Source organism: Methanomassiliicoccales archaeon, from assembly GCA_013415865.1.
Taxonomy (GTDB): domain Archaea; phylum Thermoplasmatota; class Thermoplasmata; order Methanomassiliicoccales; family UBA472; genus MVRC01.
On sequence record CP058896.1, the window covers coordinates 907,176 to 933,964 of the forward strand.

The 26,789-nt window shown below is 53.5% G+C and carries 29 protein-coding genes and 2 tRNA genes; 15 read left to right on the forward strand and 16 right to left on the reverse strand.

Translation table 11 applies throughout. The features are described 5' to 3' along the window. The first annotated feature begins 52 nt into the window (after nucleotides 1-52). From HPY73_04405 to HPY73_04415, 3 genes are all read left to right on the forward strand, one after another. Nucleotides 53-526: a hypothetical protein gene (locus HPY73_04405; protein QLH74759.1), complete on the forward strand. Its 474-nt coding sequence runs from the start codon at nucleotides 53-55 to the stop codon at nucleotides 524-526. Nucleotides 527-605: 79 nt separating this feature from the next. Then, nucleotides 606-809, forward strand: a complete 204-nt coding sequence (locus HPY73_04410; protein QLH74760.1) for a hypothetical protein — start codon at nucleotides 606-608, stop codon at nucleotides 807-809. 68 nt (nucleotides 810-877) lie between these two features. Next, the gene (locus tag HPY73_04415; protein ID QLH74761.1) at nucleotides 878-1,201 is read left to right on the forward strand and encodes a zinc ribbon domain-containing protein; all 324 of its coding nucleotides are present in this window, start codon (nucleotides 878-880) and stop codon (nucleotides 1,199-1,201) included. 58 nt (nucleotides 1,202-1,259) lie between these two features. On the opposite strand, the gene HPY73_04420 is transcribed toward HPY73_04415, so the two are convergent. The 6 genes from HPY73_04420 to HPY73_04445 all read right to left on the reverse strand — a co-directional run bounded on the left by HPY73_04420 (nucleotide 1,260) and on the right by HPY73_04445 (nucleotide 5,808). Next, nucleotides 1,260-2,135, reverse strand: coding sequence for a hypothetical protein (locus HPY73_04420; GenBank protein ID QLH74762.1), 876 nt, complete (start codon nucleotides 2,133-2,135; stop codon nucleotides 1,260-1,262). Between the two features lie 97 nt (nucleotides 2,136-2,232). Further along, complete coding sequence (locus HPY73_04425) at nucleotides 2,233-3,051, reverse strand: MEMO1 family protein (protein QLH74763.1); 819 nt, start codon at nucleotides 3,049-3,051, stop codon at nucleotides 2,233-2,235. A 43-nt stretch (nucleotides 3,052-3,094) separates the two neighbouring features. Continuing rightward, nucleotides 3,095-3,721 carry a 30S ribosomal protein S2 gene (locus tag HPY73_04430; GenBank protein ID QLH74764.1) on the reverse strand — a complete coding sequence of 209 codons (627 nt, stop codon included), beginning with the start codon at nucleotides 3,719-3,721 and terminating at the stop codon, nucleotides 3,095-3,097. A 10-nt stretch (nucleotides 3,722-3,731) separates the two neighbouring features. After that, nucleotides 3,732-3,905, reverse strand: coding sequence for a DNA-directed RNA polymerase subunit K (locus tag HPY73_04435; GenBank protein ID QLH75666.1), 174 nt, complete (start codon nucleotides 3,903-3,905; stop codon nucleotides 3,732-3,734). 155 nt (nucleotides 3,906-4,060) lie between these two features. Then, entirely contained in the window at nucleotides 4,061-4,549 is a 489-nt protein-coding gene (locus HPY73_04440; GenBank protein ID QLH74765.1) for a 3-isopropylmalate dehydratase small subunit, read from the reverse strand. Beyond that, the gene (locus HPY73_04445) at nucleotides 4,546-5,808 is read right to left on the reverse strand and encodes a 3-isopropylmalate dehydratase large subunit (protein ID QLH74766.1); all 1,263 of its coding nucleotides are present in this window, start codon (nucleotides 5,806-5,808) and stop codon (nucleotides 4,546-4,548) included. The genes HPY73_04440 and HPY73_04445 overlap by 4 nt, the downstream gene beginning before the upstream one ends. A 212-nt stretch (nucleotides 5,809-6,020) precedes the next feature. Here HPY73_04445 and HPY73_04450 point away from each other — a divergent pair, with 212 nt between their 5' ends. Further along, a complete protein-coding gene (locus HPY73_04450) occupies nucleotides 6,021-6,827 on the forward strand; it encodes a TIM barrel protein (protein QLH74767.1) in 807 nt (268 codons plus the stop codon). 16 nt (nucleotides 6,828-6,843) lie between these two features. Here the strand turns inward: HPY73_04450 and phrB are convergent, their stop codons facing one another. The 4 genes from phrB to HPY73_04470 form a co-directional block, all read right to left on the reverse strand. Beyond that, on the reverse strand, nucleotides 6,844-8,211 hold the full coding sequence (gene phrB / locus HPY73_04455; GenBank protein QLH74768.1) for a deoxyribodipyrimidine photo-lyase: 1,368 nt from the start codon (nucleotides 8,209-8,211) through the stop codon (nucleotides 6,844-6,846). A gap of 42 nt (nucleotides 8,212-8,253) precedes the next feature. Next, entirely contained in the window at nucleotides 8,254-8,991 is a 738-nt protein-coding gene (locus tag HPY73_04460; GenBank protein ID QLH74769.1) for a hypothetical protein, read from the reverse strand. A 63-nt stretch (nucleotides 8,992-9,054) separates the two neighbouring features. After that, the gene (locus tag HPY73_04465; GenBank protein QLH74770.1) at nucleotides 9,055-9,693 is read right to left on the reverse strand and encodes a winged helix-turn-helix transcriptional regulator; all 639 of its coding nucleotides are present in this window, start codon (nucleotides 9,691-9,693) and stop codon (nucleotides 9,055-9,057) included. Beyond that, nucleotides 9,690-11,504 (reverse strand): beta-propeller domain-containing protein, encoded by a 1,815-nt coding sequence (locus HPY73_04470; GenBank protein ID QLH74771.1) that lies wholly within the window; start codon nucleotides 11,502-11,504, stop codon nucleotides 9,690-9,692. The genes HPY73_04465 and HPY73_04470 overlap by 4 nt, the downstream gene beginning before the upstream one ends. Nucleotides 11,505-11,745: 241 nt before the next feature. Here HPY73_04470 and HPY73_04475 point away from each other — a divergent pair, with 241 nt between their 5' ends. The 3 genes from HPY73_04475 to HPY73_04485 all read left to right on the forward strand — a co-directional run bounded on the left by HPY73_04475 (nucleotide 11,746) and on the right by HPY73_04485 (nucleotide 14,208). After that, nucleotides 11,746-12,339 carry a hypothetical protein gene (locus HPY73_04475; protein ID QLH74772.1) on the forward strand — a complete coding sequence of 198 codons (594 nt, stop codon included), beginning with the start codon at nucleotides 11,746-11,748 and terminating at the stop codon, nucleotides 12,337-12,339. 61 nt (nucleotides 12,340-12,400) lie between these two features. Next, entirely contained in the window at nucleotides 12,401-12,634 is a 234-nt protein-coding gene (locus HPY73_04480; GenBank protein QLH74773.1) for a hypothetical protein, read from the forward strand. A gap of 65 nt (nucleotides 12,635-12,699) precedes the next feature. Beyond that, nucleotides 12,700-14,208 carry an MBL fold metallo-hydrolase gene (locus HPY73_04485; GenBank protein QLH74774.1) on the forward strand — a complete coding sequence of 503 codons (1,509 nt, stop codon included), beginning with the start codon at nucleotides 12,700-12,702 and terminating at the stop codon, nucleotides 14,206-14,208. Between the two features lie 24 nt (nucleotides 14,209-14,232). On the opposite strand, the gene heR is transcribed toward HPY73_04485, so the two are convergent. Then, nucleotides 14,233-15,018: a heliorhodopsin HeR gene (gene heR, locus HPY73_04490; GenBank protein QLH74775.1), complete on the reverse strand. Its 786-nt coding sequence runs from the start codon at nucleotides 15,016-15,018 to the stop codon at nucleotides 14,233-14,235. Nucleotides 15,019-15,182: 164 nt separating this feature from the next. Between heR and HPY73_04495 the strand changes: the two genes are divergently transcribed. Then, entirely contained in the window at nucleotides 15,183-16,103 is a 921-nt protein-coding gene (locus tag HPY73_04495; protein QLH74776.1) for a TRC40/GET3/ArsA family transport-energizing ATPase, read from the forward strand. Continuing rightward, the gene (locus HPY73_04500) at nucleotides 16,093-16,419 is read left to right on the forward strand and encodes a thioredoxin family protein (GenBank protein ID QLH74777.1); all 327 of its coding nucleotides are present in this window, start codon (nucleotides 16,093-16,095) and stop codon (nucleotides 16,417-16,419) included. Before HPY73_04495 ends, HPY73_04500 begins: the two co-directional genes overlap by 11 nt. A gap of 427 nt (nucleotides 16,420-16,846) precedes the next feature. Here the strand turns inward: HPY73_04500 and HPY73_04505 are convergent, their stop codons facing one another. The 3 genes from HPY73_04505 to HPY73_04515 all read right to left on the reverse strand — a co-directional run bounded on the left by HPY73_04505 (nucleotide 16,847) and on the right by HPY73_04515 (nucleotide 19,339). Next, entirely contained in the window at nucleotides 16,847-17,146 is a 300-nt protein-coding gene (locus HPY73_04505; GenBank protein ID QLH74778.1) for a hypothetical protein, read from the reverse strand. A 277-nt stretch (nucleotides 17,147-17,423) separates the two neighbouring features. After that, nucleotides 17,424-17,498: transfer RNA gene (locus tag HPY73_04510), tRNA-Arg, on the reverse strand. 74 nt (nucleotides 17,499-17,572) lie between these two features. Continuing rightward, on the reverse strand, nucleotides 17,573-19,339 hold the full coding sequence (locus HPY73_04515; GenBank protein QLH75667.1) for an alkaline phosphatase: 1,767 nt from the start codon (nucleotides 19,337-19,339) through the stop codon (nucleotides 17,573-17,575). Nucleotides 19,340-19,681: 342 nt separating this feature from the next. Between HPY73_04515 and hypE the strand changes: the two genes are divergently transcribed. Next, complete coding sequence (gene hypE / locus HPY73_04520; GenBank protein ID QLH75668.1) at nucleotides 19,682-20,728, forward strand: hydrogenase expression/formation protein HypE; 1,047 nt, start codon at nucleotides 19,682-19,684, stop codon at nucleotides 20,726-20,728. Here hypE and HPY73_04525 read toward each other — a convergent pair whose 3' ends face one another. Further along, complete coding sequence (locus HPY73_04525; GenBank protein QLH74779.1) at nucleotides 20,729-21,319, reverse strand: VIT1/CCC1 transporter family protein; 591 nt, start codon at nucleotides 21,317-21,319, stop codon at nucleotides 20,729-20,731. Between the two features lie 124 nt (nucleotides 21,320-21,443). On the opposite strand from HPY73_04525, the gene HPY73_04530 reads away from it, so the two are divergent. The 3 genes from HPY73_04530 (at nucleotide 21,444) to HPY73_04540 (ending at nucleotide 24,650) form a co-directional block, all read left to right on the forward strand. Further along, nucleotides 21,444-23,591 (forward strand): immune inhibitor A, encoded by a 2,148-nt coding sequence (locus HPY73_04530; GenBank protein QLH74780.1) that lies wholly within the window; start codon nucleotides 21,444-21,446, stop codon nucleotides 23,589-23,591. A 65-nt stretch (nucleotides 23,592-23,656) separates the two neighbouring features. After that, nucleotides 23,657-23,729: transfer RNA gene (locus HPY73_04535), tRNA-Val, on the forward strand. Nucleotides 23,730-23,858: 129 nt separating this feature from the next. Then, the gene (locus HPY73_04540) at nucleotides 23,859-24,650 is read left to right on the forward strand and encodes a CPBP family intramembrane metalloprotease (protein QLH74781.1); all 792 of its coding nucleotides are present in this window, start codon (nucleotides 23,859-23,861) and stop codon (nucleotides 24,648-24,650) included. Here HPY73_04540 and HPY73_04545 read toward each other — a convergent pair. Beyond that, nucleotides 24,637-25,203: a flavin reductase family protein gene (locus tag HPY73_04545; protein QLH74782.1), complete on the reverse strand. Its 567-nt coding sequence runs from the start codon at nucleotides 25,201-25,203 to the stop codon at nucleotides 24,637-24,639. The two genes, HPY73_04540 and HPY73_04545, sit on opposite strands and share 14 nt — an antisense overlap. Before the next feature lie 60 nt (nucleotides 25,204-25,263). Here HPY73_04545 and HPY73_04550 point away from each other — a divergent pair, with 60 nt between their 5' ends. Beyond that, complete coding sequence (locus tag HPY73_04550; protein ID QLH74783.1) at nucleotides 25,264-25,452, forward strand: hypothetical protein; 189 nt, start codon at nucleotides 25,264-25,266, stop codon at nucleotides 25,450-25,452. A gap of 84 nt (nucleotides 25,453-25,536) precedes the next feature. After that, nucleotides 25,537-26,724, forward strand: a complete 1,188-nt coding sequence (locus HPY73_04555; GenBank protein ID QLH74784.1) for a DUF1015 domain-containing protein — start codon at nucleotides 25,537-25,539, stop codon at nucleotides 26,722-26,724. The last annotated feature ends 65 nt before the right edge of the window (nucleotides 26,725-26,789 follow it).

Genomic DNA, 26,789 nt, shown 5'->3' on the forward strand with positions numbered 1-26,789 from the left:
GAGTCGATGAAACTGTATTATAGTCAGATCTGTTTCATAAGATGCTGGAATAATGAGCAAGATAAGGGATGAGCTTAAAAATGAGCCGATAGTCCTGGCCCATCACCCGATGTGCGGAAGGTATGACGATCATTTCTTCATCATATCAGGGAGAAAGATATGCAGGGGATGTCTTACAGTGTATCCATCCGCCATTGCCGTTTTCCTGGTCTTGATGCTCCTGGGAATCGATGATTTCTGGACCCTTTTCGGAGCTGCTTTTGTCCTCTTCATGATAAACTCCCTAAGGATCTTGATTGACAGGTCAAAGGCCATGAACATCATCTTCAATATCATGCTCGGAACGATACTGGCCCTGACCATCCAGGCCATTTTGCATTGCCCAGATGAACTTAAGATCGTGATATACCCATTTGTGGTCCTATCTGCCTTTGCGTTCATGGGGATACGTGGTTGGAAGCTCCTTCTGAGCTGTAAAAAATGTCCAGATTATCGAAATTTCCCTGCCTGTGCGAGAGGAAAATGAGCTCGGATCAGGATCTGGAACCGATTTTATTAAATATTGAGCATTCCGCTGAATCCATAAAATTCCAAGGAGGGGGGTTATGGCAAAAAAGAAATTCGTTGGTAGCTGGGTGATCCTGATCCTGTTGATCATCCTTTGTTGGCCCGCCGCTCTGATCTACTTCTTCATGAAGTACGAGGAGCAAGAGGAGACCAGGACGTGTATGAATTGTGGGGCCAATATCGCGATCTCATACAGCATCTGCCCACACTGCGGCAAGCCGCCCGTGCAGCCGCCTCAGTGAAATGATAAGGCCTTATGGGATGAGGCCGCCATATTCTTTTTTTAAAGCTCACGATCTTGGGAGGGGACATGGCAAGGAAGAAGTTTGTTGGTAGCTGGGTGATCCTGATCCTGCTGATCTTGTTCTGTTGGCCTGCAGCATTGATCTATTTCTTTGTGAAATATGAGGAGGATCCCTCCAGCGAGACCAGGACGTGTATGAACTGTGGGGCCAAGATCAGCTTGTCCTACGCATTCTGCCCGTTCTGTGGGAGATCACCGATTCAGTATCAACCATTACAGCAGACATCGGATGGTCGTTCAGATACCTCGATCAACTATTGCAGGAGCTGTGGCACCAAGGTGGAACCGGAACATGGTTTCTGCAAGATGTGCGGGACTAAGTTGAAATGAGCGCACGGACAATCTGAATGGTGTTAAAATTAATTAAAAGAAGGAAGAGAGTTCAGATCTACCTTAGCTGCATCATCAGCTGGTCCTCGAACTGCCATTGCGCATGATAGTGTTCGTTCGGATCATTTATCAGCACGTACATCCAGTAGAACATGAAAGGTGAGAACAATATCGAGACCAGCAGGTAGAGGATGAACGACCTTTGCGGCAAGGTCTTCCAGGAAGGGGTCATGATGTTCATGCCCAGCTGGCTTCCTGCGTACTGCACCTGCTGCGTGAAGGCATGCCACCTCTGGTCATGCTCGAACGGATGCTTGGTCAGAACATAGAGCACATAGAATTGCAATAACGGGATGAATGCCATTATCGTGAACAGGACGGCGTTGTTCTCCTGCTCCTTATATGAGGCTTCCTGGTTGATGCTTTCCATGGTGGCTATCTGGCCAGAGATCATCTGTTCCTTGTACTGCTCACGGGCCTTGTCCCTCAATAGGTTCATGATGGCGTTCCTGAGAACGACCTCCCTTTTGATATGCTCGTTCTGCCTGTTGATGAGCTTGTAAACCAGGACCGCGAAGAGGGCCCCGAACACCACCACCCCGATGCCCATCCCAATGAACCCTATCAAAAATGTGAGGGCGATTATGACGATTATACCAAGTATGGGCAACAGCACCCAGAAGACCGGTATGATCTCGTCTGTCTGCGTTCTCATCTGTATCGCGTTCGCGATCTGCTGTCTCGGCAATGTCGGCTGCCCTTGAGCTTGACCATAATACGATGAGGATTGGTACTGCGGTTGGCCTGTCTGTTGCCAAGGTCCCTGCCCTTGGCTTATGGATACCATAGCGATGTTTGTGCCGCACCCCACGCACCACTGTGCCTCCGCCACGTTCTGCCTTCCACAGTTCGGGCAGACCTTTTGTCCCTCCATATTTCACACCTCTCAATGAGCGATATCAGGCCAGATATGGTCCGACCATGTTTTTTTATGTTTGTACGGGGGACCGGCCCCATCGGACAGGACAAGGTCATCTGTATACGACGATCCCAGCGTACCCGACCACCTGCTGCATTGGCGTGACATCGCCCGACGTCGCATATTTGAGAAGCTCGGCCTTCGAACCATCCGACGCCATGAGCATCGCCATCGCTGGACCGTACCCGCACATCGATACTCCGAGCCTGTTCACGGCATCATATACGCCCTTCGCATCCAAGGCCAAGATTCGCTCTATGACCTTCGAGTCCATGCCCTTGGCAGTCGATGGAGGGACATAATGGGACATGTCGCTGGATGCCAGAACTATGATGTCCTTGCCCTCCGCCGCCCTCCTTATGGAAGAGGCCAATTCCTTTGCGGTCTCATGGTCCTGATATCCCATGGAGATGGCCACCAACTTGATGTCGGGCCTTATGTACTGGAGGAACGGAAGCTGGACCTCTATGGAGTGCTCGTACATGTGAGCCACGCGGTCCTGCTCCACGACACCTCTCAGCCTCGAGACGAGCTCCCTGTCGACCTTCACCTCCCCTAAAGGCGTCTCGAAGTCCTCCGTGCTTACCGCCACGCCCTTTCCGACGCCGTGATGGTTCGGCCCTATGATGACGAACGTCTCGGGGAACCCGTCGGATGCGATTGCGTTGTACACGTGCGCCGCCACAGGCCCTGAGTACATCAGGCCGGCATGCGGCACCATGGCCCCTACGATCCTCCTTGGCCCGTTCAGCGCAAGCTTCGGCAACATCCCTGGGCCTATCGGTGATAGGAAGCACCCTTCGACCTCCGCCCTCAGCGAGGCGGCGCGGGAGGAGTAGAATTGACCTGCGACGGCGGGGCGTCTTACCATACAAAATAAGGATTAGGGGAAGGGGTTTGATATAGGTTTGCGCTCAGAGCGACGCCTCAAAGTCGTCGATGGTGAGCTTGAAGTCGGCGTCGTTCATCAGTTGTCCACGCGCCTTCAGGACCTCACGGGTGAGGAGCCAGTAGACACATGCCAGGGCACGGCGGCCCTTGTTGTTAGTCGGTATGACGAAATCGACATTCCTCGTTTCGTTGTTGGCATCGCAGAGGGCGATGATGGGGATGGTGACCTGCATGGCCTCTTCCATTGCCAGCTTGTCGGCGGCCGGGTCTGTCAGAATGATTATGTCAGGCTCGGTGAAGTTCTTGAGCTGTGGGTTGGTGAGCGTTCCAGGGACATATCTCTTGTCAGGGGTGTCGCCTCCGAGCGCCTTCGCGCCGATGGTCTTGGCGAAGATCTCCGCCGGCTTCTGACCATACTGTCTTGCTGAGACTACAAGTACCCTTTCGGGCTTGTATCGCGCGATGAACTTCGCAGCGGTCCTGATGCGCTCGTCCGTCTGCTTCACGTCAAGTACGTAAAGACCGTCAGACCTGACCTTGAAGATGAAACCCTTCATGTCAGCGCTCTTTTGCTGAGTACCAATGTGGACACCCGACGTCAGGTACACATCCTCTGGCACCAGAAGATTCAAGTTTGCTTCTTCACTCATTTCAATACCCTCATTCGTCTCGTTTTACCGTGATCGGGATCACTCCCTTCTCGAACTCCATCATAGCCATCTGTATCGGGTCTATGACGCCCTCAGGAAAATCCAGCAGGACTGGCGCACCTAGAGAAATCTGCAGTGCCCTTGCACCGATAATGCGCGCCTTCTCAAATCTGGTATATTTCATGAATTCACCAATTAGGGAGTGTCCCCATATTAACGGGGGGGTTATAAAGTTTTTGACGACTTCGTATGTCATCGAATGATGTCTGGCTGATCCCAATCTCTCCTGGCTGTACACCCGTGTCCGGATGCATGCCCGCAACTTTGGGCATTCCCATCTTATTTGTTGATCATTTTCTTCGTATAGCTGACGAGGCCCCCGCTTCTTATGATTTCCATCAGGAAATCGGGCGGCGGCACGAACCTCGTCCTCGCGCCGGTGGATTCGTTGACCAATATTCCCTTCTCGATGTTGATCAACGCTCTCTCGCCGGTCCTGAACATCGTGGCGGCCTGTTTGCATTCGATCACCGGGAGGCCTATGTTGATGGCGTTCCTGAAGAATATCCTTGAGAAGCTCCCAGCTATAACTGCGCCCACTCCCGCTGTCTTGATCGCTATGGGGGCCTGTTCCCTGCTGGAACCGCATCCGAAGTTCCTGCCCGCCACGATGATGTCCCCATATGCCACCTTTTTGCTGAACGACGGGTCGAGGTCCTCCAGGACATGCCTGGCAAGGCTCTTCGGGTCATAATCATCGAGATAGCGGCCCGGTATTATCAGGTCCGTGTTGATGTGGTCGCCATAGACCCAGACCTTGCCGTTCATGCCAGCAGCCTCCTGGGGTCCGCTATGGCCCCCTCGACGGCGCTCGCCGCGACGGTGAGCGGGCTTGCAAGATACACTTCGGCATCAGGGCTCCCCATCCTCCCCTTGAAGTTCCTGTTCGTCGTGGATATCGCCCTCTCCCCCGGCGCCAACAGGCCTTGATGCGCTCCGAGGCACGGACCGCATCCTGGGTTGAGGACGACCGCCCCGGACCGCACAAAGCAAGATATCAATCCCTTGTCCGCCGCCTCCAGATATATCTCCCTCGAGGCAGGTACGATGATGAGCCTTACGCCCTCGGCCACCTCCCTTCCGCTCAATATCGTCGCTGCGGCCACAAGGTCCTCCATCCTTCCATTCGTGCAAGAGCCGATCAACGCCTGGTCTATCGGGATGCCCTCGACCTCCTCGACGGGCCTGACGTTGTCAACGGAGTGAGGGCATGCGACCTGCGGTCCCAGGGCGGAAACGTCATAATCCTCCCTTCTCTCAACTGGTGCCTCTGGGTCCGAGGTCACCGCTTGATATCCGATGTTTCCCCTTCCCTTCAGATAACGGTCGGTCGTTTCATCTGGGAAGCATACTCCTGCCTTTGCCCCCATCTCGACGGCCATGTTGCAAAGGACCATCCTAGAGGCGATGGTCATCGATGCGACCGTCGGGCCGACGTATTCGACGCAACGGTAATCCGCCCCATCGGCCCCCATCTGTCCTATGACGTTCAATATCACGTCCTTGGCCATGGTCCCGGCGGGAAGTTTTCCATCGAAATGCAATCTGATCGTCTCTGGGACCTTGAGCCATAGCTCTCCAGTGGTCCATACGGAGGCCATCTCCGTTGCCCCGATCCCTGTCGAGAACGCTCCCAGCGCCCCATAGGTCGTCGTATGCGAATCGGTGCCCACGATCAGCATCCCTGGCCTAACATGGCCTTTCTCAGGCAGGACCTGGTGGCAGATGCCCTCCCTCATATCGTAGAATATTGGCAGCCCCTCCTGCCTCACGAAGTCCCTTACGGCCTTATGGCCCTCCGCCGCCTTAGTGGTGTTGGCCGGGACCCTGTGATCGAACAGAAGCACGATCTTGTTCCTGTCCCATACGTGGGCCGCGCCCATCTCCTTGAACGACCTCAGGACCAAGGCGGCATTCTCGTGCGACATGGCCAGGTCTATCTTGGCATTGACTATCTCTCCCGGTTCGACATGGTCCTTGCCAGCAGCTTTCGCCAGCACCTTCTCGGCGAAGGTCATCTGAGGCATGAGGGGATTGTACTACGAGGTCGGATAAATAGATGCTGATACCTTCCCATCTCATTCGCGCGCCGTTCCTTGCACCGCTATTGGTCATCAGATGGTCGCCCCATCCAATATCAAAATGTGTCGATCGAGAAAGGGTGATGTCCCGGGGTCCGGCCGACCTCGATCTCGGTCGTGGCCCATGGATAGGATTATCAGGAGGTTCTTAGGTACACATGACCTGGAACGTGATGAGAAGGCCAAGATTAGGAATGCCCGCGTTGATCGAGTTCTCCAGCGTCGAGGAGAACGCCGCCCTCTGCAGCTCATTGGAGCTTTCCTTCGTCGAGCTCAACATGAACATGCCATATTGTTTCCCAGAGAATCTGGCACCGAGGATGTTGGAAAGGGTCACGGAGGAGACAGGAGTAGGGTTCACAATGCATATGCCAGATGACCTGGACCTGGCCTCGATGCATCGCTCCGTCCGGGAGGGCGCGGTAAGAAGGGCGATGGAATCGGTGGATTGGGCGGGGGAGGCGGGCGTCGAGCTCCTCAACTTCCATATCAACCCAGGCATCTATTTCACATTGCCAGGTCATAGGGTCTGGATCTACGATAAGTTCTATGACATGTTCGAGAAGAACATCCTCGATGTTTTCCAAACGATAATCGACAAGGCCAAGGAAGCTGGCGTCAAAGTGAGCGTGGAGAACGTATGCAACTTCGACCTGGATTTTGTGGCCAGGGCGCTGTGCAAACTCACAAAGATCGACGGATTCCACCTGACCTGGGATGTCGGACATGACGCAAAGACGTCGTTCAGGGAGAGGGAGGTCCTCCTGAAGTATGAAAGGAACCTGGCCCACATGCACCTTCACGATTTTGATGGTAGGACAGACCATCAGGTCCTTTTCAAAGGTCAGCTGGACATCATGTGGCTTTTGATGTTCGCCTCCTCGCATGGAATGAGCGTGGTGATCGAGACGAAGACCATCGACTCGGTCGTAGATTCGGTCAATGCTCTGAACAAGCGCCTGTGAGCTCCCACATGCACGTTCAGGCCTCACGGCCGTACCTGAAGATGTACGCTTCGACGTCGAACTTCCGCCTGGCCCCGTCCAAGCTCATATACCTGACCTTTCCGAATATCGGCCTCTCTGGCCAGGGCCTGTCGTGCACGCCGCCGATGCACCATGCGATGCCTGCGTATCCGTTGGGATCACGTCCATCGAGCTCGTACCTGTCATTTAGATGGATGGCCTTAAAGAGCGCATCCTGTGGGGTCTCCGACCACTCCAGGATCTTCTTGCCCCAGTACATCCTCAGGTAACCGTGCATCCTTCCTGTCCTGACCATCTGCAGCTGTGCGGCGTTCCATAGGGGGTCATGGGTATCGGCCGATTCCAGCTCATTGATGGAATAAATATATTCGCGCCGGTCGCCGAGATGCTCCTCCAACGACCTTCTGGACCAATCGGGGAATGCCTCGACCGAATCATAATTCGAGTTGTAATGACAAAGGTTGTCGGAGAGCTCCCTTCTGACGATGAGCTCCTCGAGGAATGCCGCCTTATCGTTCTCAGGTGCCTCAGACCTCATGACCTCGAGCGCCACCCTTTGTGCCGATATCATACCGAAATGAAGGTAGGGCGAGAGTCCGGACTGCCCTTCGATCACCGGATCGTTCCTGTCGGCCGAGTATCCTCTTAGGCCAGAGGAGATGAGGTCCCTCAGCCTTTTCAAGGCGTGGGATGCGCCGCCCTTGATCTGTATCCTCTGACCTATCGAAGAAGACGCTTCTGGGGCCTCGACGTCGATCGGCATCGGAGAGCCGTCTTCATTTCTGACCGACCTCCCCCTGATCGGTGGGGGTGTCCTATAGAGGAACTCAGGAAGGAGCCTGCCGATCTTCGGCCTGAAGGTCGCTGCGGAATACTCTTGCTTTGGCGACGCTTCCCAACAAGGCACGATGTTGTGAGAATCCACCACCGACAGGCCCACATCCTGATCGATGGCCAACCTCTCCCTCCATTGTTTTTTTATCCTCAATGGATCGTGGTCCATAACGACCATCGATGCCCTGATCTCCTCGGCCAGGTCGCCGACCTCTTTCGGGGGGTCCCCTTGAAGGAAGTAGAAAGGTATGTTCAACGCTGAAAGCCGGCCCTCGACCTCCCTGAGGCCCTCGAACATGAACCTGTAATGCTCCTTGTTCGCCTCAAGGAACCATGGCGCGAGGCAGAACGCCACGACAAGGACTGCGGAGCGTTCTCTGGAAAGAGCGTCAGCGAAGGTCAACGACCAATTGTCGTCCACCCTCTGGTCCCTGCTCATCCAATATACGACGGGGCCCCGGCCCTCGCCCTGCCTGAGGATCACCGCCCTTCTCATTCGCAAGATGTCGGTCACGTCATGCTGCTCCATTCGGTTCCTCCTATGGCGCTCATTGATATTAAGGGAGAGACCTCAAAGGCACCCGTGCCATTCTGCCAGTTCTATCAGTGAACGATATCTCCTCTCAGATATGGCCATGGACACGGCCGGTATTATTAGCAAGACCAATAATAAGGGGCCGGCCGACCCTAAGGCGAGAAATATTAGGATGGTGGCCGACACGGCCGATGTGACCAGTGTTATCGTCCGTATGATCGACGACCGTCTCAACATTTCCTCGATGGACGGGGGCGGGTCCGGTCCATCGAGGACCGAGGAGATGATCGCTGCCGAATAAAAGGTGGCCTGGGCGAGGGCAGAGAATGGTTCTGAGCTGGGCCTGATGGCCTTCACACATGAACGGATAAAATCAGGTGAGCTCTTTGAATGCCTTATACCATTTATGACCTGGCCATGGGGGACCGCCAGTTCCATGATCCGCTCCTCGAGCAGGCAATGCCTGTGCCAACTAAGGCACCTCGAGACGCACCTGTCCTGGATGTAATGCAGGGCCCTTCCCAGATGTCGACATGCGTGTTCATCGTCGCCATCGAGATATGCAGCCCGGGCCTTCCACAGAAGGACGGTCGTGGCACGGTCCGAACGCCCGTGATGTGCCACCCTGAGCCTTTTGGTCGTACTTCTTCCTACAAGCACGGGATTCCTATCGGGCTCGACCGCCCCGTCCACGATCATCTCCTCATAGTGCTCTGGGACGCCGAGCTCCTTGCAGACGGCCCTTGTGATTGCAGCGTGGCTCTTCCACTTCACTCCTCCGAAAAAATACATTGGATTTAAATCATGGATGAGGGGGGTGCGGCGAAACTAGTGATGTCAATCGAGAAGCTCCCGCCTGCCCTCTGAGGACCAGGATTCAGCCAGCTCAGGGTCCTTCTGCCTAGGCTTTCTATGCCTGACATAGGCCATATAGGCAAGAGCTCCCGCCGGGATGAGAAGGACCACTGCCCATAGGAGGTATAATGCCGACGTGTCATCGGTATCATTGACCATGACAGGGTCGCCTTCGGATTGGCCCTGTTCGCCCGCCCTGTCGTTCCCAAGACCTAGGTCATAGGAGGATGAAGCCGCGAAAAGGACCAAGGACGTGGCCAACAGCAGCACGAAGACCGAGGAGATCAAGATGATTATCTTCGTGTTCTCGCCGGGGGATATCAGGTCCCGTGCCTTCCATGTAAGGGAGTAATAGATGAACCCGTGGTCCTCGGTCCTGGTGACAAGGCCGCCTTCCTCGAGCTTCTTGAGATGTCTGAGGACGCCTGCCTTATCGGCATTGAGGGCCTCTGAGAGCTGGGCGAGCGTCCTTCTTTCATTGGTCAGGGCCTTCAATATCTCAAGCCTGGAATCCGAGGCCAATGCGTACAGCGCCTTTTTGTCTAGCTCAACCCTCAACCGTCTCTCCTCGGGCATCATATCCTGTTCAGGGAGATTTATCCCTTTCAGCTGTCCGCTCATCTCACTATGGCACCGTCCTCGACCGCCCAATGATACCATACATCGGCCGAATCCTCTGCGAAGACCAGTTTGCCGACCATCTCGAAACCTGAGATGCTCCATGCGACCATCGATGTGGTGGTTATAGTGTAGAAAGTGTCCTCTATGACCATGCTCCGGGGCGAGCTTTCACCTTCGCCATTGCTCAATCTGGCGACGAGGTCTAGACCCTCCGTCCCGACCGAGAAGACCAGGACCTCCTCGCTGGAGGTCATCGTCCCCTCATCGAAGGAGAACACAGGTATCGCCAACAGATGGTGCCTATCATCGAACATCACCGCCTTGTGGTCCCAGAGGGCGGATGACCAGGCATTGATGTTGGCCATCACCTTTCCCTTCTCTATCGGTGCTGTGGGGTCTGAGACGTCGAAAAGGGACACCTTCAACGTCCAATCCTCCAACCCTATACCGACCAACAAGCTGTCACCCACAGGATGCAGGTATGTTGAAAAGCCAGGCAGTACCAGCTCGCCCAAGACCTTCGGCCCCCCTGGGTCGCTCAGGTCGATGACGAACAGAGGGTCGGTCAGAAGGAAGGTCACAAGATAGAGCGTATCGCCGATGAATCTCGCGGATTGGATGGTCTCATTGATGGCTATTCCTCTCAGGCTTCCTATGACCTCCATGCCCTCATCGAGCACAAAGACCATGTTCTCCCTATGGGCCCAACCGGAGCAGGTGGCGATCCTCAACAGCCCATCATTCTCGTCCATCGAGAACTGGTTCAATGGGTATCCGTCCACCTTTCCCATCGCTACGGGCCTGATATCTCCCCCAGAGATATCTATCTTGAATATCTTGGTAAAGACCTCGGAGCTGTCCGACGAGACCGCTGCATCCTCAGCCCCCCAGGTGCTCAGGTCCCATCGCCATTCCACGAAGGCAAGATAGATGTTCATTGCTGATACGTACAACGTGGAGGAGACGTCGGTCAATATGCTGGTGCAATTGACCGACATGTCAGCAATGTCCATTACAAGGAAGTTCGTGAAGGTGCTGACCCTTGTACAGTCGGGGTCGAACCTTACGTCCTTTGCAGATAGCTCTCTCACATCTCCATCGACCATTATCCTCGGAAGGTCGATGCGGTCCTTGTTCCATATCGGGTCCTGGGAGATAATGTACAACCTATCCTCGATCAACCTGGAACCGACAGAGAAGCCGCCCACCCCGGCATTTTTCATGACCTTCGGGGAATAGGGGTCCGATACGTCGACCGCCACCGCGACCGTCATGGCCTTGCTTGGCGCCCAATATTTCCCGTCCATGGGCCAATGGCCATCTTGATAAGAGAAGGTATCGCATATCAATATGAGCATGCCCCCAAATAGGTAGATCCCAAGAATGGAAGAATAGGATTCCTTGACCCCAAGGATATCATCTATGAGCACCTCTGAGACGTTCGACATCGAAGAAGATGGATATGCCAGGACGATGGACACCCTATCGCTGGATGCAATATACACGAACGCCCCATCGGTCTTTATCCTGTCGATCTCATCGACACCAGAGACCTGAACGTTCGTCCCAGTATGATAGTTGCTTCCTGAATCCTCCGCATCATAAGGACCGGACAGTTTCACCTGGTCCGACCGGCCCGGCCCTTTCGAACGGATAAAATCCATCAATTGCCCCTTGGTCTCGAAGGATGGCAATGTCCCTGATGGCAGGCCGTCGCCCGTGTTCTTGACAGAAATGACCGCGGCCACGGCCGCAGTCACGAGGAATAGGACTATCAGAACTGCACCTATTTTTTGGAGACCGTCCTTCATGAGCTATTCTACCCCGGGCATGCTATATCAATGTCGTTCTACCGTTGACATTTGAATCAACGATATTCTGCTGGCATCGAACCTCTCCTTCGACGAACGACGTGCCCATGCTCTTGCGCTTCAGTTATGGTCAGCGTAGCAATCCTTAAGTATTCGGCACATGGTCGAGGGATTTTAACCTTCGTCGATTGTCTGATGAGAGCCAGTGACGAGAGAATACCAACGAACGAGGTGAACATCCGTGCTGCCAATATTTATCGTCGTCCCGCTCTACGCATTCCTCGGCATATCGATCAAGTTCATCGACCAGGCCTACGATGAGGAGATGTACTCCCTCAAGGTCGCGAACCTTCTGGCAGCGATATCCGGCGTGGTGATGGGGGGCCTTATGGTCTTCGATTCGCCATTCTCGACCGCCTTTTTCCTGGCGATGATCATAAGTCTGGTGCTGGCAAAGAAGATCGATAATTTTGCTTTCAGACTTGGGACCGCGACCTCGCTTGTGGCCCTGTGCCTCCTGATGTTGGTATATGAGGTCGTGTTCCTTTGGGGGGTCGTCGTCATCCTGCTGTTCGCAGGTTTCGTCGATGAGGTAATGGACGGGGTCGCCCACAAGCTCAAGATGCACTGGGCCATGGACTGGTTCCTGCACTACAGACCGTTCAGCGACATGGCCGTCATAATGCTGGCCTTCGTGGGTACCATCGGGTGGGCCTATCTGGTGCCCTATTTCGCCTTTACATTTGGGTACATGACGATGGAGCGCTTCACCCCGATGGAGATCGGTTCGTCCGTCAAAGGGGTGCTCCTCCGCGCTGTACATCTGAGGCCATGAGAACCCTGACCGGAAAATATTATGAACCCGAGGCTCCGCTGATATCCCAAGGATGCTTGCGATGGACGGTGAAGAGAAGAAGGAAGTAAAAGAGCGCTTGAGGAAGATCCCCGGCATCGGCGAGAACGCCGCGGAGGCGCTTTACCGTCTTGGGATCAGGGATGCGCGGGACCTTGTCGGAAGGTCTCCGGAGGACATGTACGAAGAACTGAGGAACATGAAGGATTTCTATGCCGAGCCGTGCATGCTGAACTCCTTGAAGGTGGCGGTCAAATATGCATCTTCGAAGAAATGATGCTCAAAGACCATGCAAGGGCGGCGAGGCAAGATTTTTCTCATAGCACGGATTGACCTTGGCCGATGAGCCTCAGGCGATATCACTTCATTGCTAGGATGCCGGATGAGCCAGGTGCCCTGCACAGGGCCGCGGCCATCGTAAAGAGGTACAGGGGCAACATCGAAAGGATCCATTACGACAGGAGGATAGACCCCTATGTCGTGTTCTTCGAGGTCACCTGCAACGAGGATGAGTATGCTCATATTGCAAGGGAGCTGAAGGAGATCGGTTACCTTCAGACCTCCCTTTCGAGCCTGGGCTTCCTTAAGTTCCACGTATATCTGCCGCACAGGGCCGGGGCCCTTCTCGAACTTTTGAACTTCACCACCGCCTCGGGATGCAACATAGCTTTCCTCGATTTCGATGACAAGAGCAGGACGCCGGACAGGCTGACGGTCTCGCTGACGATAGATGATATATCGAAGGTGGACGGGCTTCTAGAGCAGCTGAGGTCCAGATACCCTCTGGAGATAATCGAGTACGATACTACGGGGAAGAACCTGGATGATACTGTCTTCTATATCCGCTTCGCACAAGAGCTGAGGGCGATCTTAGGTGACAAAGAGGACCAGTTCCTCATGAAGCTGCTGTCCGACATAGACCACATCGTGCAGGAGCTGACCAACCTCAACAAGGACCCGAAGAAGGTTTTCCAGAGCGTGCTCCAGACGGGCAGAGGCCTCAAGAGCACGGTCGGACCAGGGTTCTACGCGGACGTGCAGAGGCTCAAGGTGACAGAGCAGGTCGAGCTGTTCTGCTTCCAGATGCCCTGCGGCGGGAACGTCTATGTCCTTCATTCTCAGGATGAGATGGTCATGGTCGACTCAGGGTATGCGGCATACCACAACGATATCATGAGGCTGCTCGCCGACCATGGCCTAGGTGACCTCTCGAAGCTGACCAGGATATTCGTCACGCATGCCGACGCCGACCATGCCGGGGGCGCCGGACATTTCGACGTTCCTGTCTGGATGCACGCTGGCGCCAAGGAAATCATAGAGGCGGCCAACCGGGCATACGGTTCCGTCTCTGAGAGCTCGGTGCTGGAAGAGGTCTACACCAAGCTCATCGGTTTGTTCTCGGGGTTCATCCCCCCTCGGAAGATAATGACATTCGATGCTCCCATCGGACATGCATGGGGGTTCAATGTCCTCGGCAGGTTCGTAATCGCGGACCTCGAGCTGTCCGTGCTGGAGAGCCTTGGAGGGCATCAGCATGGGCAGGTATACTTCGCATCAGAGCGTCACGGCATCGTCTTCTGTGGGGACAGCGTCATCAATTTCAAGAGCCTGAGCGAGGAGAGACAGAAGTTCAATCTGCTGGCAAAGGACCTCATGACCACGGTGAACGTCGACAGCGACAGGGCGGAGAAGGAGAGGATGATGCTCTTGGAGATGATAAGAGGATGGAACGAGGGCCATGATCATGGGGGCAGGGGATGTCTTGTCTGCGGTGGGCATGGGGCCGTGTCCAGATTGGTCGATGATGGACTTGTCATTTATGGTGCAGTCGAAAAATATCGAGTGAAATGATATGGAAAGGGTTTGATGGGTGGCTCATCCCTGGAGCGTTCCCGCGAACACCTGCCATGCCAGGGCGGTCTTCGCCACAAGGCTCAGGACTATGTACATGTACTCCCCGTAAAGGTAGTCCTTCCATTTCCCGACCTTTTTGTATTGGAGCACCATGTTCACCGCGAAGATGTTGAAGAAGAACGCTATCGAGATGAATATGCCGTACACGAAGTCCGGAGGGCTACCGTTCTGAACGCCGGTGAAGTACATCGCAAGCGCTATCCATGGGATAAGGCCCGCGAAACAGCCGAAGATGAATGCCGTCCAATCGGTCCTTTTCGTCGTCTGGTTGTGAAGCTCCATCATGTAGCCGAACAGGTTCATGCATGCGTTCAGCGAGAACAATAGCATGATCGAGATGAAATCGAACATGCCGCAGAGCCATGCGATGACCACCAGCATGAACGAGCTCGAGACCGCGTACTCGAACCATCTGGCCTTGTTAATGTTCATCTTCAGGTTCCTTACATACCAATTATACCCGAAGGTTGAGACGGAAAGATGGGCGATGGCCGACATCAGCAGGAATATCGCGACCATCGGGCCAAGAGAGACCGTGAAAAGCTCCTGAGCTGGGCCAGGTCCTGTGGGCGGGAATCCTCCCGCCGCGTCGATGTAGGAGGTCGTAAAGATCATCTTCACGCCATAGTCCGCTATGATAAGCATCACTATGGCCTGGAGAAGATGGAGCATCCCCATCACCAGGTTGAACTTCCTTAATTTTTTGAACTTCACCTCTTCAGGCGCGTCTTTGAACTTCTCTTTCATGAGAACACCTTATCAATAGGCTGACTGGCCGATATTTATTATTTATTGAAGTGGTCGTCCTTAAAAAAACGAGCTTATCGGAGGCCCTGTTGTGCGTGGCCTCGAAGGGCTCCCATATGTTTTGGTGGTAATGTATAAGCGGGGATCATGCATTCTTTAGGCGGATGACGGACAACGGGCTGCGAGAGATCCTGGAGAAAAAGAAGTTCATTTTCTTCGGCGGCAAGGGCGGTGTTGGGAAGACGACGATGGCGGCCGCGGCGGCCACCTGGCTCTCGGACCATGGATACAAGACCATAGTGGTGGCTACCGACCCGACGGTGAGCCTTTCGGCCATCTACGGGCAGCATATCAGCGAGACCGAGGTGACAAAGATCGGGACCGAGAGGAACCTTTGCGGCCTTAACATCAACCCGAAGAAGGCGATGGGCATGTTCCAGACGAGATTGGAGGGCACTCTGTCGGGCATCTCTTCGCTCTTCGGGAGCGAGCTCCTCAGCACCCCGTGCACCGAGGAGATAGCGGCGTTCGACCAGTTCGTCTCCTTCTTTGAAGATGAGGAACATGACAAGGTCGTCTTCGACACCGCCCCCACAGGTCATACGCTCAGGGAGCTGTCGATGCCATTCGATTGGTCAGGCTACATCTCCAACCAGATCAGGAACCGAAGAGAGCTGTCCGAGGCTTTAGGATTCGTATATGATGAAAAGATGGTCGAGGACCTGGCGGCAGAGAAGGAGAGATACGACAGGTCGGTGAAGGGGCTGTCGGACGAGAACATCTCGGCCTTCAACATGGTCCTGCTGCCGGAGAAGCTCCCGATCGAGGAGACGGCCAGGGCCATCGAGGACCTAGGTAAGTTCGGGATCAAGGTCCCCGCCCTGATAGTGAACGAGGTGATCCCAAAGGATGTCCTTAAGGGAAACTGGTTCCTGGAGAGGAGGAGCGCCACGCAGGACAAGTACCTGGAGGAGATCCATAGACGCTTCGAGGGGAAGATAATAAAAGAGGTCCCGCTCTACGAGACAGACATATTCGGCATCGAGAAGATAAGGATGGTAGGGAGGGGGCTGTATGGCGAATAAGTTGAAGCTCACCGTCCTGTCGTTCTCCTGTTGCAACCCGCAGTTCGCGGCCCATGATGCCAGGTACATGAAGCTCATTAAAGATGTCCTGGAGAAGACGGGGATAGAGGCCGACATAGAGCTCGTCACGGTCACCGAGGCGATGATGTCCCTTACCTATGCGTACATGGCCCCGATACGACCATTGTTCCAGAAGTACGGATCGGCGGTGGCACCTGCGCTGTTCATCAATGAGACGTTGGCCCTTTTCGGCGGGGTCCCGACCGAGGAGAAGCTCATTGAGGTATTGAAGAAAGCGAGCCAGACCGACATTTGAGAAGGGCCATTATCAAGATAGTCCGATCCCATGCGTTCCTCTTTGTATTCAAATAGGAACGTCAAAATGAAGTTCATCTATTGCATTTTAGTTTCTGTCTTTATCCTTTAAAACGTCGATATGGATGTTTTATAGGGTGAGGGACATGAACATGTTGTGATGCGTAGGAGCTGCCCTTGGACCTTGCCCGTGACCACTGTCCCATTGGCTATCGCATTGTTTCCTTTCATATCAAGACGGCCATAAATGGGAACCGAAACTCCGATCTTATTTCGCAACGGTCGCTCCCATGTTGACGTTTCTAATTCTAAATAATCGAATTTTTCTCATCAATATCCATCTTCCCATAATTTTGAGCGCCCGCACCATCTTTCAAATCATGATGTTTAAGCTGTTTAAATTAATTATTGAGACCTTGCCATTATCTTTACTTTCTCCCCATGTTGAATATCGCACGCCAGAACCACATCAGACTGATGAACGAGATGATGCCCCAGAAGAATTCTGAGATGCGCTCCCGTTCCCGCTCCCGTCTTTCCTGTTCAAGTCTTGCTATGGCCCTTTGGCGCCCTCTTTCCACCACCGATGCCCAATACGCCTCTTCCGCTCGGTTGTCCTGTCTGGGGACCTTCGTCCCGCAATACGGACAAAAATAGGCATCGCCCACGGTCTTTAAGCACCGTGGATTGCCACAGATATATCTCGGCTCCTCTTCCTCTTTATCCATGCCCCCTCCCGTTAACAATATGAGTTCCTCTCTTTATTATATTCCACGACGAGGTCAATCCTTGTTTTTCTGGGTTTAAAAAAATGATTGCAATGTATCTTTAATCCCGATGGTTCTCTATCAAAGTCACAGTTGTATCTGAAAAATTGAATTTATGTATACATGCTAATATTTCTACCAGACCAACTCTTCAATCTGATTTGATTCCGATTAGACCGAATATATAAAAATTATTGATGATCAACAAGAGGTCATTGAATTTGGCAATAATAACGGGCGGGCCCGTCGGGATTCGAACCCGAGTCTTTGGCTTCGAAGGCCAAAAGGATAATCCAGACTACCCTACGGGCCCGTCAGGATGTGGTAATGACGGATTTCATTGATAAAGATGAGGTTCTAAAAAGGAAAGATTGTTTGGAAGGAGTTTCACCATTTGGTCATCATCGCCACTATGACCGACCCGCTGACAACAAAGGCCGCCGACAATGGTGTGAAGGATCTTTCGCCCATCGACTCTGCATCCATGCCAAGGTACCACAATGGTATGGATGTCTGTCCCTGCTGTGAGGATGTCTTGGCCTTGCCTTGGAAGAGCAGGACCGCGTCCATCGGGACCCAAACCTTTTGGACCTTGGGCGAGGCTATGATGACGCCGTTCAGAATGATGTCCTTGCCGTCGATGGTGATGACATCCTTGTGATAATGCAACCTCATGGTCTTAAGGCCTGGTTTTTCGACGACCAGCACCGGGTTGGCCGGGTCGCTCACATCGAACCTCACGGTCGCCCCCATGGACACGAAGGTCGCGTTCGCATCGATGAACAGATTCTTCGTTGCTTTCCCAAGGTCCAGGTGCAAGGCGGCCGCCGTCAGCTTTGCTATCTCGACGTTCTCGAACAGACCTATCGGTCTTTGCGGACCGTAGGAGTAGAGCGTCACATCCTCCCCAGTGTGACCTGTCGTGGTCCATCCTATGCTGCATCTCTTGCTCATCATCGGGCCGATGACATAATCCATGTTGTTCGGTCCCGCCCTCGCCGCCTTTATGGCCTGGACCTCTTCGACCGTCAGGTCGGTGATACCGTAATAGGCCGCGACCGTGTCCCTGACCTGTTGCTCGGTAGGATCGTTGGGCAGCAGATAGTATAGACCTGACCCAGTGACCTTGGCGCTCATGAGCGCCGGGGTCAGCATCTTCGTGAGGGGGAGCTTGGAATAGGTCGAGTCCGTGTAACCGTTCCCGATGCTCATCCCGCCATTGCCATGGTCCGTGAAGGCCAACAGCATCGTGTGCCTGTCCCTCTTTGCGAAGTCCAAGGCCACCTTCACGGCCGCATCGAAGGCAAGGGTCTCGCTCACCACGCCCACAGGGTCATTGGCGTGCGATGACCAGTCCACCTGACTTCCCTCGACCATCAGGAAGAAACCCTTCGGGTTCCGGGAAAGTATGTCTATCGCTTTGCTGGTCATTTCGCTCAAGGAAGGTTGTCCGTTATTCATCGGCAATGACCTGTCAAAGTCCTTGGCCATCGCATCGGGGGCAAAAAGGCCCCAGACCTTCTCCACATTCTCTGGGTCCAGTGACATCAGCTCATTTCTGTCATCGATGTAGAGATATCCCCTCGTGATCAGAACGTTCACAAGGTTCTCACCGTCGGTCCTCTTCCCTCCCTCACTGATAGGCAAGAGATATTGAGACCCGCCCCCGAACACAACGTCCAGGTCCATGTAGACCTGCTGCTCCGCAATGACGTTGTAGTTGCCACGGTCAGGCCAGTGTGCGGAGAAGCCCGCGGGGGTCGCATGCTGGATGTTTGCGGTGGCGACAAGGCCCACCGACATGCCCTTGGCCTTTGCCGCCTCGACCAGCGATGCCACGGGACTGTACATGAGGTCGCTGCTCGGGACCTCCACGCCCGGAACGGTGACCGTCCCTGGCAAGACCCCTACGTACTTGTCCGATGTCTTATGGCCTGTGGCGAAGGCCGTGGCAGCTGGAGCGGAATCGCTGATGATCGAATCGGCCCCATAGGTCCTTATCATACCAGATGGCATGGAGTCAAGGGCCAGAGGACCGCTGCTGTACCACCTTGCCAATGTGGTGTGGGCGTCCCCGCACCCGTCCGGTATCATCATTATGACGTTCCTGATGTCTGCGTTGGGATCGGGAGATGTTGCCGGTGCGAACATCATCAGCAATGCGGAGCAGAAGAAGACGGCGATGATGGCCATCGTCAGTATCTTCTGCATCCTGATCTTTGATCGTTCTCTAGGTTCGGTCATATTTTACCCGTTGAAAAATGACCAAAGATGGGCTGCATTAATCCTATCTTCATAGAATATAGACCATATTTTTCAGAATGACCGGCATTTCCCCTATTTTCCTAACAGGATAAAACTGATATTAATCACTCCATCGCACCATGAGACCATATATTGACCTGGTCTGTACGGAGAGGTCTGAAGATCCATCGACCGGTCTTCCTGACGTTCTTCTCGCAAGGTTTTAAAAGAGAATGTCCGATGTTCGCCCTCATGAAAAGGGTGACGATGGGGCATGGTGCTGGTGGGGAGCTCATGCAGGAGCTCATAACGAAGCACATCGCCCCTTTCCTTCCAAAGGTAAAGACCGAGGTCCCACTGGACTCTTTTGATGATTCGGCGGTGGTCGACGACGTCGTGTTCACGACGGACGCGCATACCGTAAAACCATTGTTCTTCCCAGGAGGGGACATCGGGTCCATCGCTGTGTGCGGTACCGTCAATGACATATCTGTCATGGGGGGAGAACCATTGGCGATCTCTTCTGCTCTGATACTTGAGGAAGGGCTCGAGCTCGAGGTCCTTGAGAAGGTAATGCAGAGCATGGGAGCGTCCTCAAAGCTGGCAGGTGTTCCCATTGTGACAGGGGACACAAAGGTCATGGAATCTGGTAAGATCGAAAGGATGGTGGTGACGACCTCGGCAATAGGGCGCCGCCATAATTGGCTGGACCACAACCTCGAGGTCGCATCTAGGTCAAGGAAGGTGGACTCCAGGTGGCTCACCGATGATAATCTGAGAGAGGGTGATGTCATCATCATATCTGGCAATGTAGGGGACCATGGGATCGCCCTGCTTTCTTTCAGGGAAGGTTACGGTTTCGAGAGCGAGGTACAGAGCGACGTCGCTCCCCTGAACGGACTCATCTCGGATGTGCTCAGAGTGGGCGGCGTGGTATGTATGAAGGACCCGACCAGGGGTGGCCTTGCGAACGCGATCAATGAATGGTCCTCGAAATCAAAGGTCGGCGTCGAGCTCGAGGAGACGTCCATCCCTATGAGCGAACCGGTAAGGAACGCGGCGGAGATGCTAGGACTGGACCCGCTTACCATCGGGAACGAGGGGAAAGTGCTCATCGGGGTCGTCCCTGAGATGGCAGAGGATGTGCTGAAGGTGGTCAGGTCACATCCGTATGGCAAGAACGCCGCCATGATCGGAAGGGCTGTCTCAAGCACCAAGCATGTATTGCTAAGGACCGAGGTAGGTGGGAAGAGGATATTGGAGCCGCCGGTCGGGGACCCGGTCCCAAGGATCTGCTGATCATACCGCACCGCCGATAATGTAACATATCGCGAAGGCCGCTAGCCCTATCACGGCCATCCTCGCGCCCTTCAGCAATGGGTTGCCCTTGCTGGACCTGCCCATGAAATACCCTGTCAGGAACAGCATGGTTATCGCCAGGACGACGGACACCTCTGCAGCCAGATCGATGTCCTTCTCAGATATCAGAAGAAAGGGTGTTATCGTTACAGCACCAGCCACGAGCGGGGCCATCGAGTTCACCATCGAGATCAGGTTTATGCTCATCTTCGAGGTCCTACCGATGGAGGTGTCCCTCACAGGTGTCAGCATCGCCCTCCCTATCTCCTCGATCCTCCTCCTCTGTTCCAATGTCTCCGCCTCATAGACGCTTGTGCCAGTGGATATCGATAGTGCGATGGCACTTGTCACCAATGTTGTTATTATGATCTCGAGCCTTGGCTCCGACGATAGGGCCGAGCCTATGATGATGCCGAGCATGACGAAGGTGGCATCGAACATGGTGTTCACGAAATATCTTCTCATGGAGGGCAACGTCTCAGGCATTTCCAGGGCCGCCCGTAACTTGCCCTTCAGACGATTCACTGGCAATTGTTCCGCTCCGGACTTTGCATGATATTACATGTTAAATAAGATTGCCCATGGCCAATGATATTATCCTCTGAGGAATGGCTGCGTCAAATTCTTATATTCCAGAATGGTGTATTGATTCTCAATGGCAGCTAGAGGAGACTATTTTCTTCAGCTGCAGGAACATAAGGAGGAAAGCATCGTGTCAAAAATGACATTGAAGATGGCTAGCTTCATGGTGGTGGCCTTGATGATGTTGGCAGGGATCTTGATCTTCGTTCCCTCGGCCGACGCAAAGCCCGTCGATGACCTGGATGGTCGGAGCAGGGCGGTACTTGAGCCTAATGCCATGACGCTTGCGCAAGAGGATCTTAAAACCATGATGACAGGCGGTCTGGACCTGGATGAGGGAGTGGATGTGGTGGCCTCGACCATCGGTGCCGATGAGACCGCGACCTCGGACCCGATCTACACCAACAAGACCTACATCGCTGCGAACCTGTACACTGGCAACTATCATTTGGTCAGCGTGATGAAGATGGGCGAGGGCGAGCATTGCGAGGTCTGGGTCGGAAAGAACCTTTATTTCCCGACGGGGGACCCGAGGAACGTCTACACCTCAAGGTTCAACATCTCCACCGACCAGGTCAACTATATAATGAACGAGTTCGACAACAACATCTATCCGAAGATGTCAGATTTCTTCGGTGTGCCTGGCGATAGGAACGGCTCCGCGGCGATGCTCGCGGAATACTTTGGTCCAGGTTGGGATTACTTCAACAACACAGATGGTGGGAAGGTCATGATAGTGATCTACAACATAAGGGATGAGAACTATTATTACCCAACATATCCGTATTATGTTGTAGGATACTTCTCCAGCACCCTTTCTGATGCATATGACAGGAACATCATCCACATAGACATGTGGGATTGGGCCAACAGGACCGGTGAGCAGCCGTCCAACCCTGCCAGGTCATATCTGTACGAGGCGACCGTGGCGCACGAGTACCAGCACCTCCTGCACAACTGGTATGACCCGCAGGAGGAGAGCTTCGTCAATGAGGGCTGCTCCGATTATGCCGAGCTCGTATGCGGATATGGGGAGATGAGCCTTGCCAGCCACATAGGCAACTTCCTGGACGAGCCCTCGAACTCCCTGACGGTATGGGGGGACGGGGACCAGCTTGCAGATTATGGTGCGGCCGCCCTGTTCACCATATACCTGAACGATAAGTTCGGAGGTGCTGAGACGATCCAGGCGTTGGTGAAGAACACCAAGACCGGCATCGCGGGCATTGAGGACACGCTTGCCGCCCGGGGCTATGGCGATTGGACGTTCAACAAGGTGTTCAAGGCCTGGCGTCTAACGAACCTCATCGATGGGAACCAACCTGGAAATGGTATGTACAAGTATGACACGCTGTCCCTCGCCGACATGGGCGCGCTGTTCATGATCTCTCACGATATGAACAGTGGCACGTTCAACAGAAACGATGATATGGGAGGGGAGATCGGCGAATATGGTACCGATTACATCCAGACCCACCGCGGGTTCATGAGGACCAGGGAGAGGTTCAACACCTATATGACTTTCTGGGGGGACCAGTACGATTACGAAGCCGGATGGCAGAATTTTGGGTCCTATTGGTGGAGCAACCAAGGAGACCAGATGGACAACAGCCTGCAGGGGACCATAGACCTGACCGGGACCATCGGAACCATACACGAGCTGACGATATTGACACGTTGGGACATGGAGGACTATTGGGACTTCGGATTTGTGCAGGTCTCGACCGATGGGGGAAAGACCTGGACCTCGTTAGAGAATGCATACACGACCTATGACCATGACCCGAATGCGATGCAGTCCATCGTCGACAACCTACCAGGGATCACTTCCTACAGCCCGTGGCAGTATGTGACCTGGGACCTGAGCGCATATGACGAGCAGGTCATCGAGGTGAGGTTCCGTTACATGACCGACTGGGCCACATCCTACTCAGGATGGTATATCGACGACGTCTACCTGGACGGCTATTGGATCGATAACGCTGGGTACGAGTACGTGTTCTCACCGGTCAGAGAGCAGACGGACTACCTTGTGACGATGGTTCTCTATAGGAACGACCTTGCGATAGGGATAATCGATGTACCAGTGGACTCATTGTATGATGATGGGTGGTACAAGCCCTTCAAGCTCCGCGCGGTCAACAGCATATGCACATTGATCTCGCCGACCGAAGGGTTCGTCAACTACTGGTACTATGTCGGCAATCTTGAGGTCGCATAAACACCTTACCTCAAACCTTTTTATCGTAACCTTTTTTTAAACGAGCATGGTTCACAGTGCATCCTGGGCTCATGGTCTAGCGGTTATGACAACGCCCTTACACGGCGTAGGCCGCCGGTTCGAATCCGGCTGAGCCCACCTTTTGTCACCGTCCATCAATCTTTGAACGATGTAAAAGGTTAAGATCAAGTATCAGACCATGGTTTGGATATTGTGCTTTTAAAAAGACTCGCTGCTAAAGACCATGTCGTATTTATCACAATCACATTGATCTGGAGCTGGACCTGTCTCTCGCTCGCCATAGGTGCTCAGACCGTAGGGATCGACCTGTTGGTCACGACCTTCAGGATTATGGCAGGGCTGGGGCCGCTATTGACCGCTATCGTCATGCTCCGGGCGGCAAGTTCCGATGAGCGAGCATCGTATGTAATGAGATTGAAGACCCTAAAAGGCATCGGCCCTGTCTGGCTTCTGGTCATCGTTGCGACGGCTCCAGGTCTGACGCTCTTGGCCATATCACTTGACCTGTCGATAGGCGGATGCGGTGGAATGATCGAGAAAGCAGCGTCAGAATATCTGATGTCGCCCTGGGGCTTTATCGGTTTTATCATGCTCGTTCTGCTCTTCGGACCTATGCCGGAGGAACTCGGATGGAGAGGGTACGGAGTATGGAAGGCACAAGAACACCATCCTCCAATTTCGACGGGTGTGATCATAGGCTTCGCATGGATGCTTTGGCATGTCCCTCTTTTCTTCATCGATGGGACGTATCAGGAAGGTCTTGGGCTCGGATCCTTGCTTTTCTATGATTATTTTGTTATGATGTTTTCTCAATCGGTCATAATGGTGTGGATCTATAACAACACTGCTGGTAGCATACCGGCCGCCATAATATTCCATTTCATGGTGAACTTCACGGGCGAGCTGCTCTTCCTCAGCATTACCGGCGATGTGCTCTTGACGTGCCTCTGGTCTGCGATGGCGCTGATCGTCGCCGTGAGATATGGATGTGGAAATATCAGGTCAAGGTCTTCTGGAATGAAAGTTAACCCTTATTGAAATCCTTGCCGATCTTGAATGCGTCCGCAACCTTCGCACCGAACGACATATATGGGCCGCCTGGAAATGAATATAGCAATGGATCGATCTTCCTGATGTCCACGTCATCCCCTGTGAGCGATGAGCTCTCGACATAGACGTCCTCGATCTTCCCTACCACCAGGTCCACACCTTCGAACTCGACGATCCTCTCGAGGGTGCAATCGACCGTGACGGGACAATCGTCGATCATAGGGCTGCCTGTCACACCATAAAATATTCTATCGAACACTTTTGACTTGTCCACATCATATCCAGAACACATCCCTACATAGTCTGTCTTGACGCAAGATGATGTGTCTGGGAGGTTAACACTGAAAGCTTTGGACGCAATGATGCCGTCCTTCGTTCTTCTTTTCTTTCCCATGACAACGCCGATCATCGGCGGTTCATCATCTATCATGGTGAACCATGCTATCGTGCAGAAGTTAGGTCTGCCATCGGTCATCGAGCCTACCATGCAGACGGGCATCACCATAGGAGGTAGCTTCCTTTTCACATTCCTCTTTACCATATGGACCGCTCTGAGATCACAGTGATAGATATTATATCATCCGGGCCCTATGCCTTCAGGATGACCGAGGCAACGAAAAGGACAAGATGCCTTTGGAGGGCCGATGATGGGAGATGTGCCAACTGCAAGGCAAAAAGGTTCAGGCACGATGTCCTTGGGATGCAGGATTATGACAATTGCATATCGGAAAGGGACTATCCATCTTGTGATTTTTTTAAGGAGAAGCCTGTCCCCCCAGGAAAGAGCTGATCTTTCAAAGGGCATGCAGGTCAAAGACAGCGTCGTCAATAAAGTTTAGAACCATAAAGGGATTAGGGTCCCAGAGGCTGAGTCATGGTCGAGTTCCTGCCGTTCAGAGGATTGATACCTTCATTGAAGGGAAACGAGAAGATAGATGACAGGGTCTCACCACCGTACGATGTCATAAGCCCCGAACAATTGGTCAGGTACAGGTCAAGCCCCTTTAATGTGACGAACATCACGCTGGGCGGGAATGATGGGGACTATTCGGAGGCGGGCAGAAGATTGGAGAGCTGGTTGTCAGGTGGTCATCTGGTGCAGGAGCCGGAGCCATATTTCTATCTTTATGAGCAGGAGTTCCTTGAAGATGGAGTGCTCTTGAACAGAAAGGGGTTGGTCGGCGTTCTCAAAGCCGAAGGTTACAGCCCTGATGGCGTCATCCCACACGAGGAGACTTTCTCGAACGTGAAGGAGGACAGATTGAACCTGCTCAAAGGAACCGAGACCCATTGCGAGTCTATCTTCGGGCTGGTCGATGAGATGAGCTTCTTGAATAGCATCTCACCTGAGAAGATGTTCGAGTTCAGGGACGAGGACGGGGTCTCCCATAGAATGTACAGGATACATTCCCAACATGACATCGATATGGTCAGGACGGCATTATCGAAAAAAAGAATGCTGATAGCTGATGGTCACCATCGTTACGAGACGGCATGCAGATATGCTTTGGAGAATCCAAGGGACCCATTGAAGGGCTACGTCCTTGCCACAATAGTTTCCACTGACGACCCAGGGTTGGTAGTGAGGCCCACTCACAGACTGGTGGGGGGGATGAACATCGAGGACGAGCAGCTCCTTGTCGCACTTTCATTGGACTTCGCTCTTTCAAGGGCCACCTCCCTCGATGACCTTTTGGAACGGATGAGGTCCTCTGGAGGACGGGACCTGGGCCTTTACACCAGGTCAGGCATGTCCATCCTCCTTCGACCAAAGTCGGATGGAGAGGGTGCTTTGGGATCGCTTGACGCTTACAAGTGTGAGGAGCTGATCATCAAACCTCTTGTCCATAGAAGGAAGGGGTGGCGGGTCGCATATGACCATGATTCGAAAAGCGCGGCAGAGAGGACGAGGAGGGGGGATTATGATTTTGCGATCCTCCTCAGCGCGCCGAGGCTGAGCACGATATGGGAGGTGGCCATGTCTAGCAAGAAGATGCCCAAGAAATCGACCTATTTCTGGCCCAAGATATGGTCTGGCCTGGTATACTACAGGATGAAATAAGGTCGGTCTGGAATCAACACATCAAGAGACATCCTGTCTCATCATGTAGTTACAGGACCAAATGA

Excerpts from the sequence above, each read along its gene's own strand:
- HPY73_04440 (QLH74765.1), bottom strand. The coding sequence starts at position 4,549 with ATGAACGGCAAGGTCTGGGTCTATGGCGACCACATCAACACGGACCTG.
- HPY73_04405 (QLH74759.1), top strand. The coding sequence starts at position 53 with ATGAGCAAGATAAGGGATGAGCTTAAAAATGAGCCGATAGTCCTGGCC.
- hypE (QLH75668.1), top strand. The coding sequence starts at position 19,682 with ATGAAAAGGGTGACGATGGGGCATGGTGCTGGTGGGGAGCTCATGCAG.
- HPY73_04500 (QLH74777.1), top strand. The coding sequence starts at position 16,093 with ATGGCGAATAAGTTGAAGCTCACCGTCCTGTCGTTCTCCTGTTGCAAC.
- phrB (QLH74768.1), bottom strand. The coding sequence starts at position 8,211 with ATGGAGCAGCATGACGTGACCGACATCTTGCGAATGAGAAGGGCGGTG.
- HPY73_04555 (QLH74784.1), top strand. The coding sequence starts at position 25,537 with ATGGTCGAGTTCCTGCCGTTCAGAGGATTGATACCTTCATTGAAGGGA.
- HPY73_04415 (QLH74761.1), top strand. The coding sequence starts at position 878 with ATGGCAAGGAAGAAGTTTGTTGGTAGCTGGGTGATCCTGATCCTGCTG.
- HPY73_04465 (QLH74770.1), bottom strand. The coding sequence starts at position 9,693 with ATGAGCGGACAGCTGAAAGGGATAAATCTCCCTGAACAGGATATGATG.
- HPY73_04480 (QLH74773.1), top strand. The coding sequence starts at position 12,401 with ATGGACGGTGAAGAGAAGAAGGAAGTAAAAGAGCGCTTGAGGAAGATC.
- HPY73_04430 (QLH74764.1), bottom strand. The coding sequence starts at position 3,721 with ATGAGTGAAGAAGCAAACTTGAATCTTCTGGTGCCAGAGGATGTGTAC.
- HPY73_04425 (QLH74763.1), bottom strand. The coding sequence starts at position 3,051 with ATGGTAAGACGCCCCGCCGTCGCAGGTCAATTCTACTCCTCCCGCGCC.
- HPY73_04470 (QLH74771.1), bottom strand. The coding sequence starts at position 11,504 with ATGAAGGACGGTCTCCAAAAAATAGGTGCAGTTCTGATAGTCCTATTC.
- HPY73_04450 (QLH74767.1), top strand. The coding sequence starts at position 6,021 with ATGACCTGGAACGTGATGAGAAGGCCAAGATTAGGAATGCCCGCGTTG.
- HPY73_04410 (QLH74760.1), top strand. The coding sequence starts at position 606 with ATGGCAAAAAAGAAATTCGTTGGTAGCTGGGTGATCCTGATCCTGTTG.
- HPY73_04435 (QLH75666.1), bottom strand. The coding sequence starts at position 3,905 with ATGAAATATACCAGATTTGAGAAGGCGCGCATTATCGGTGCAAGGGCA.
- HPY73_04485 (QLH74774.1), top strand. The coding sequence starts at position 12,700 with ATGAGCCTCAGGCGATATCACTTCATTGCTAGGATGCCGGATGAGCCA.
- HPY73_04445 (QLH74766.1), bottom strand. The coding sequence starts at position 5,808 with ATGCCTCAGATGACCTTCGCCGAGAAGGTGCTGGCGAAAGCTGCTGGC.
- HPY73_04515 (QLH75667.1), bottom strand. The coding sequence starts at position 19,339 with ATGATGTTCGCACCGGCAACATCTCCCGATCCCAACGCAGACATCAGG.
- HPY73_04495 (QLH74776.1), top strand. The coding sequence starts at position 15,183 with ATGACGGACAACGGGCTGCGAGAGATCCTGGAGAAAAAGAAGTTCATT.
- heR (QLH74775.1), bottom strand. The coding sequence starts at position 15,018 with ATGAAAGAGAAGTTCAAAGACGCGCCTGAAGAGGTGAAGTTCAAAAAA.
- HPY73_04550 (QLH74783.1), top strand. The coding sequence starts at position 25,264 with ATGACCGAGGCAACGAAAAGGACAAGATGCCTTTGGAGGGCCGATGAT.
- HPY73_04530 (QLH74780.1), top strand. The coding sequence starts at position 21,444 with ATGGCAGCTAGAGGAGACTATTTTCTTCAGCTGCAGGAACATAAGGAG.
- HPY73_04545 (QLH74782.1), bottom strand. The coding sequence starts at position 25,203 with ATGGTAAAGAGGAATGTGAAAAGGAAGCTACCTCCTATGGTGATGCCC.
- HPY73_04420 (QLH74762.1), bottom strand. The coding sequence starts at position 2,135 with ATGGAGGGACAAAAGGTCTGCCCGAACTGTGGAAGGCAGAACGTGGCG.
- HPY73_04505 (QLH74778.1), bottom strand. The coding sequence starts at position 17,146 with ATGGATAAAGAGGAAGAGGAGCCGAGATATATCTGTGGCAATCCACGG.